Consider the following 6,879-nt stretch of genomic DNA (forward strand, 5'->3'; position numbering starts at 1 on the left):
TAAGCGGAGAAGAGCCCTTTTCCTAATCGTTTAAGGTTGAGTTAGTGCTATTGCACTAACTTGCTTCTGTCCAGCTTCGAGCTAGCGACCCCTAGCTAGCTCAGATCTGCCCCATTGTTGGATAGACCTTTTACTCATTCATATCCTGTTCATGGAGTTTTGCCCTATTAAAAGTTATCTATTCTCCTGTGCTGTTCGTCGTGAATCCCCGTGTTGTATCACGGGGGTAAATTCGACATAACAAACAAAGTTCGTGAAACTTTTCTTTTAAGAAATCGAGTTATTCAATATTTGCGGCTAGTCCAATCATGTTCTTATAGTCTTCCCATAACCAATATGATTTATTGTCAGCGCGATAATATCGCTCTTGATTTCTAGCTGACTCCATGATTTTTAAACGATTCCATTGAGAACCATTATAATTACTAGGGTCTGTTACGGAAAACGTCAACATAAAATCTTCTTGATTACTCGTATATTTAGTAAACCCTTCCCACCTTATCTTTGAGAAAGATTCAAAGACAGTTGTGAACTGAAACTCCATAAATCGGCTAACACTAAACTCATTGTTAAATTGGATGTAAGACCACTTTTTATTTAGTGATGACTCTGCTCTATCTCTTAATTCAAAACTTTCATCGTTAGTATGGTGCTCGATAATTCCAAAAAGTAGGATTGAAATGTTGATGCAAGATAGACCTTTAGGCTTGTATTTTACTATGTAATTTAAGCTACTTACTAGTTTGGCCAATACTTGTTCAACATCTCTTAATTCAAGCTCTTGTATGTTTAAGAGTCTTGCAACTAAAAGATCATTATTATTTTTATCGTTGCCGAACGGATAGATACTAATACCGTTACTTTCATACTCAGAATAATCGAGGCCTTTGGCTACAACATATTCATAGATTGACGGTTTTTTTAATGAGACACGTTGATTAAAAAATCGCTTTAAGTAGCGTTCTGAATCAAAGCCTTCACCATAGATAGCTTTAATAGATGATTCTAGAGATTTAGTATCTGTGGCGATCAAAAACGCACATCCATCGACATTGAAGAAGTGCTTTATAATTTCAAGCATTTTTATCGCATAGTCAGGGCGACACCTATCTAGTTCATCTAGAAGGATAACAATTGGCGATTTGAGCTCATACAAGTCATTCAGAATATAACTAATTGTACTTATTTGGCTTCTAATACTCCCCATTGATTCAACTAAGTCGTTTTGTTGGGAAATTAGCTTAGTAATCAAAATCTCATTGGTATCATCAACGTCCTTCATGATATTTATCTGGGGTTTACTAAAGTTAATCATCTGTTCAAACAGGTTCAACTCTTCGAGGCTTTCAATCTGTCCAGCGTCACCTGTGTATAGTTTTTGAGTACTTTGTATTATTGAACTAAGCTTGTTGAAGTTATGTAACAGACCATTTATCTGCCTGATACACTGTTTGTATTTTCTCGTACGTTTATCTGTCTTGCTATTTCTGAATAGAAAACCGAGCTGATTTAAAAGTTCGGTGCATACGACTGTTAAAGGATCTTTAAGAAAGTCACTTTCCCAAGCGTCAATGTAAACAACTGGGTAAGATTGTTCGGCCAATTCAATGTATAGGCGCCTCAAGAACTCTGTTTTACCAGTTCCCCAAGAACCATTGAGATTGAGTACAAAGCCATCGCTTTCTGACGTCAGAATAGATATTAGAAACTTTCCATATTCTTTTCTATTAGTAATACAAGTAGACCAGTTGTAACGGTCTTTCCATTCGTCATAGCGACTTGCATGATCAATTTTTTTCATAAATCGTCCACTATTCAAGGATATACTTGGAGATTTTACACTTAAGTGAATATTTCGAAAGTCGAATGTTTGAGGCTTTCGTGATTTGATCTGCTCCAGTGATACTGGACACTTACGTAAGCGACTTTTTACATACTTTTAATAACTCATACTTTGCTAAATTAGCAATCTTTCTAAAACGGAATTGTCTACAGGTGTGCTGACGGGGCGTATAACACAAAAATGCCCCATTCCTTCTCAGCTCGAATATCTACTCAAAATCTTAGACTGTACTTTTGCCTGACCTGTAGTTATTCGACTAAGTGCCGAATCAAGCTTTTTCAAAATTATGCGTCATTTGGCGTTCTAATACTCACATCTATCATTAACCTATTGATTGTTAATTGAACTTTGATTGGAAAGGCTGCATTATAGGACGTTAAAAACGGCCAAAATCCGTATAGAAAGAGTTAGGTTTTTAGTTAGCGAGGAATTAATGGACGATATTGAATCCATATATGAAAACGAGTGTTTAGATTTTGGTTTGATGGAGCAATTAGCGGAGTTAGTTTTAAATAGGCTAACTTCTTGGGCTAACGAAGAAATTTATGCGCCTTTAGGTGGAAAGTTAACGACTAGCACTCCTTTAAAAGAGTCTGTAAACGCTGGTGCAATTGTAAATAGGCTATCACCACTGAACCCTAATATTGTTATTCATTTTGGGATGATTCAAGAAATCTATCGAGATGCGTTAGTGTTCCCTATCTATTCAGAAAAAATTGCTGAGAGCACTGAAAATTTTAAGAATAAAAATTGGGGTATGTTTAAAGGGGCTAGGTTTAAGTTTGAGGCAGGAGTTCCTACGCTAACATCAAAAGAAATTAGCCCTCTTAGTGCTACTTTTTCAGGTCTTTGGATAGAGGAGTATAAAAAAAGAGCTGACGAAAACCCTGAACTTATGAGCGAAGAAAGGCTGGATGTCATAATCAAGACTCTACCTGCTAGGTTTCTTATGTTCGAACTGATGCTCTCATGGGTGTTTTTTCATGAACTATCTCACCTTATCCAGTGCCACTATAAATTAAAAGGGGACACTTCCGAAAACATTGAGTACTACGAAGTTGTCGGCGATTTCACGGAGCCAGATTTTAGAGGTCAATCTAGAGAAATTTTAGCTGATATTGAAGGGTTAAACCTTACAGTTCGGCATATGGAGCGTGAAGGTTTCTATGGACCCAACTCCATGTACTTATTACTTTGCTCTATGACTTGTATGTTCAATAGATTCTGCGGTAACGGATATCTAGAAAAATTTCATGAAGTCAAAGGTGCTCATCCTCATCCAGTAATTCGAGATGATTTTATTCATGAGTATTTTTGTTCACTAATGGCAAGAGCTACCCCCTTTGTCTGGGAGCCAAGTGTGCGCGAATCTATTCTACTGGGCTATGGATACTTGACAATTCGTTCTGCAATGGCAGCCGGACTTTTTTGGGCAAACAGGGATCAAAACTTTGATGGTAAAGAGTATCCATCATATATGTCCTTACAAATGACCACGAGAACAAAGGAAGCTGAGGCATATAAAGCTGAGTTACGAGGTATTACTCATACCCAGTTAGAGGTTATTACAGCTGAACATTTATATAATGCGACAACTACGAAACTGCTGTTTGATCAGGTGTTCTTTGAAAAATAAAAACCTAACAATAAAATTAAGAGTGATTCATAACGCTTGGTGCTCTCACTTCAAGCCAGTTTAGTGTTTATGGCACAATGGTTTAGCTAAGGTGTTAGCGTTGTTCATACTTTAACTTTGCGTTAGCCCTACAAGGAGTAAGGTTTGGAGTTTTATAACGAAATATTTACTAAGGCTGGCTTTTTGATACCTCCTTATATCACAAATCAGGATTTAAATAACATTGCTAATGTACTTAAAAAAAGGAAGCTCTTGAGATAGAAGATTATCTAAAGCATATTTACTCTGAGCAAAATTTGGCAAGTATGGTTAGAGGGCTATATCCAGACGTTCCGTATATAAATGAGTATAAGGAAATAATATCGGAATCGATAGAAGCTCATTTTATAGGCCTTGATCATATTGCAGTCGCAGGTTTAATGCCTGTAATTGAAGGTGTGGGAATGAAACTCGTAGATGTTTGGGGAATCGAACGTGAGCGGTCGATAAGTAATCGAAAAGGAGTTATAGCATTATTTTCCGAATTGGCAGAAAAATGTAAGGAGCATGTAATAACTAATAACCTTGGTAATGTAAAAGCAATTACTGCTTCAATTGATGTATTTGAATATTTTTTGAAAAATAATTTTTACGTAAGATCTAGTTCTTATAAACATTCAGATAAAACTAATAGGCATGGTATTTCGCATGGTTCTTACAATGATAATGACTATGGTATCCCATTGAATTTCTATAAAACTATAGGTGCTGTCGATTTTTTGTGCTTTATTATTTCTCTTAGAGAGCCAATATCATTTTTTGCTCCATCAAGAACGGATGAATCTAGACAATTAGCTAAACTCTATCAATTATGCAGTGTGTATAGTAGGTTACGCGGACACTTCTAGGGCTAACAAATGCATCAACACGATTTGCTACACTTGGCATTGTCAGTTTGCCCTTAGTTTAAGTGATTAAGGCGGTAAGTAGCAAACATGTTATTCCAGCGCTGACGGATCCCCTCATATTTTCCCTAGTCCTGCGTTGTGTGTGAGCCTTTGATATTCGAACATTCCCCATTGATATTGGGATTCATTAATTTGATATCGCCGATGATTTCGAACCTCTCTCCCTAGACGAGGTATGGAGAGAACTCGACGGTGTTTAATGCTGTTGGCTTGGAAGTCAAAATGCCATTTGGCCTGTACTGCAATGAGGCCATTCCACCACATCAAGATTTCAGCGAGCAACGCAATAAGAAGCAGGATATCTAATCGCTTAGTACAACGAGTTCTGTTGTGACGAAGTGCGATCCCATAGGCGGTACTCTTTAGATCGCGGAAGGCCTCTTCTATCTGCATACGCTTGGCGTACAGATTGGTAATTTGTACTTCATTTAAGATATGTCTAGGGACATTCGTCGCGAGTAGCCACGGCTCCTTCGCACTGCGCTGGTAGAGATGTGTAGCGGAGTGTTTTTGGCTGGTTCTACTATGGCGCTGGGCTTTTCGGCCTTTTTCTAATCCCTTATAAACATAGGCTTCACAAGATATCGGTGATCTCTTTGCTAGTAAGCAGTGGCCAAGATATTTGGGTTTATGGACAGCGGTTGGATAAAAGGTTTTATTTGAGACCCAAGGTTTTTGGGGTTGTTTGATTGATACTTCACCTCGGACACGACCTAACCAAAACCAACCTTTCTCCTGAACTTGGCGGAACCAAGTATTTCTAAAACCCGCATCAGAAACGATGATTGGACTGGTTTTACTGGGTAAAATACTCTGCAATTTATCGAGGAATGTTTGGTGACTTTTTGGTGAATTGTATTGGCCATACTCAAAAACTTGCTCAAAGATTGTGATGGCTCGACCATCAAGTGCAACGGATGCTCTTAACGTCATATAACGAAGTTGTTCACGAACATCAGACCAATCCACAAGGATCACAGGGCATGAGTTGGCGCCCGTTATTAAGTAGGCATGCCATTTATAAATTAGGTCTTTTTCACGATGTAGTTGGCGATTTCCAAGCAGTCTATCAACGCGTTTGATCGCATGTTTTACCGTGGTATTAGTTTCCAGTTTGCGACCTAGTTTAGTCAGCGTTAAGTCTGAGCCGTCAAGTACACTTTTTGTAGCAAGTATCAGAGAACTAACGCGTTTTTTGTGAATGGAGGGGCATTGGTTTTGTATGGTTTGTTGTAGAATCTGAATGTCGCGCATTGTTAACCCACTTGTTCGAAATGTGTGTTCAGCGATATTCATTAGATCAAAGACGGCGATGCGCGTCTACCTCATTGTTTTTACGCCTGATTATGAGGGGATTCGTAAGATTCCAGCGTTAGGTGCTTTGAGTCAAGAATCAAAATATGACGAATAGAGATTGAAATGAAATTCAAAGAAAAATTAATAGATTGGTACAATGAGTCTGGAGTTGAGATTAAGAAAAAGATCAAGAACCAACTTGCTTCACGTTATAGCTCCATGCTTTTTGATAACTATTATGACCGTACATATAAAAACCAAGAAGTATCTGCGGCTATCATATGCCTAACCAAGAAAAGGTTTTGGTTAATTGTCGCATCATTAATACCCACATTTTTCATGACCTCTGATTCATTATCAACACCTGTCGTAGGTCTTTATATATCTCTTAATGCAGCAGGTATCTTTTATATAGTTTTTAATTTGTACCCGGAGGTTAAGCAATCTTTCAGAGCTGCAAAGCAGGCGCTTTTCTCGCTTGAAATGATTAAAGTGAGAAGAGCATGGCTAATGAAAGAGCTTACTGGTGCAAGCTATTTCACCGAAGCAAACCGATATTTAACAGAAGATAGCCATATTGAATTGGTTAACAAACTTAGAGAGTTAAACGGGTTCAAAGTAATACCAGTCCCAAATAAAGGTGATGGTCAATTATATTCGATTGTATATTCTTTGAGTCATCCGCTAGCTATAGGTATTAAAAATGGTTTTTCTTTCTCTAGAAAACCAGTAAAAACCTTATTAGATGTTTGTAATATCTTTGTTGAACAGAATCTTCGAGATTTAGAAAAACTAAAAGCAATTCCTAATATCGACTTGCTCGGAATTTATGATTCGTTAAATTATTTAGAAGCTGAAATGTCACAGTATGCGGATAAGCCACAGCAGATGGTTACGGAATCAGATCTTGTTGCATACTTTATACAAGCGGTAGATAAGGTTAACTATAGCGCTCAAATAGAGATGCCGTTTTACGTAGGTCAGCGCTATGACTTGAAATTCGAGCCTTCTGATATTGAGAAAGGGTTTGCTAAAAAGCTGGTAACTAAGTTTTATGAACTCACCTAACAAGCATTTAGGGTTTCAAGATACTTTTGCTAATCTTGTATAAACGATTTAGAGCTACAGGTCTAAATCGTTTATGTCCGTGCGACCTG

The 6,879-nt window shown here is 37.7% G+C and carries 5 protein-coding genes; 3 read left to right on the top strand and 2 right to left on the bottom strand.

Going from position 1 to position 6,879, the window contains the following annotated elements:
- Nucleotides 1-280 precede the first annotated feature (280 nt).
- Nucleotides 281-1,801, bottom strand: coding sequence for a P-loop NTPase fold protein (locus AB4507_RS22060; protein WP_102501270.1), 1,521 nt, complete (start codon nt 1,799-1,801; stop codon nt 281-283).
- 475 nt (nt 1,802-2,276) lie between these two features.
- On the opposite strand from AB4507_RS22060, the gene AB4507_RS22065 reads away from it, so the two are divergent.
- Nucleotides 2,277-3,479 (top strand): hypothetical protein, encoded by a 1,203-nt coding sequence (locus AB4507_RS22065; RefSeq protein WP_372183386.1) that lies wholly within the window; start codon nt 2,277-2,279, stop codon nt 3,477-3,479.
- 296 nt (nt 3,480-3,775) lie between these two features.
- Nucleotides 3,776-4,366 carry a hypothetical protein gene (locus AB4507_RS22070; protein ID WP_372183388.1) on the top strand — a complete coding sequence of 197 codons (591 nt, stop codon included), beginning with the start codon at nt 3,776-3,778 and terminating at the stop codon, nt 4,364-4,366.
- A gap of 114 nt (nt 4,367-4,480) precedes the next feature.
- On the opposite strand, the gene AB4507_RS22075 is transcribed toward AB4507_RS22070, so the two are convergent.
- The gene (locus AB4507_RS22075; protein WP_372183390.1) at nt 4,481-5,680 is read right to left on the bottom strand and encodes an IS4 family transposase; all 1,200 of its coding nucleotides are present in this window, start codon (nt 5,678-5,680) and stop codon (nt 4,481-4,483) included.
- 165 nt (nt 5,681-5,845) lie between these two features.
- Between AB4507_RS22075 and AB4507_RS22080 the strand changes: the two genes are divergently transcribed.
- Nucleotides 5,846-6,790, top strand: coding sequence for a hypothetical protein (locus AB4507_RS22080; protein WP_372183392.1), 945 nt, complete (start codon nt 5,846-5,848; stop codon nt 6,788-6,790).
- Nucleotides 6,791-6,879 lie beyond the last annotated feature (89 nt).

Origin of the sequence: Vibrio sp. 10N.222.54.A3, assembly GCF_041474095.1 — a bacterium.
Classification (GTDB): domain Bacteria; phylum Pseudomonadota; class Gammaproteobacteria; order Enterobacterales; family Vibrionaceae; genus Vibrio; species Vibrio crassostreae_C.

What these genes read in the sequence shown, in the direction of transcription:
- AB4507_RS22060 (WP_102501270.1), bottom strand. Translation starts at nt 1,801, where the DNA reads ATGAAAAAAATTGATCATGCAAGTCGCTATGACGAATGGAAAGACCGT.
- AB4507_RS22065 (WP_372183386.1), top strand. Translation starts at nt 2,277, where the DNA reads ATGGACGATATTGAATCCATATATGAAAACGAGTGTTTAGATTTTGGT.
- AB4507_RS22075 (WP_372183390.1), bottom strand. Translation starts at nt 5,680, where the DNA reads ATGCGCGACATTCAGATTCTACAACAAACCATACAAAACCAATGCCCC.
- AB4507_RS22080 (WP_372183392.1), top strand. Translation starts at nt 5,846, where the DNA reads ATGAAATTCAAAGAAAAATTAATAGATTGGTACAATGAGTCTGGAGTT.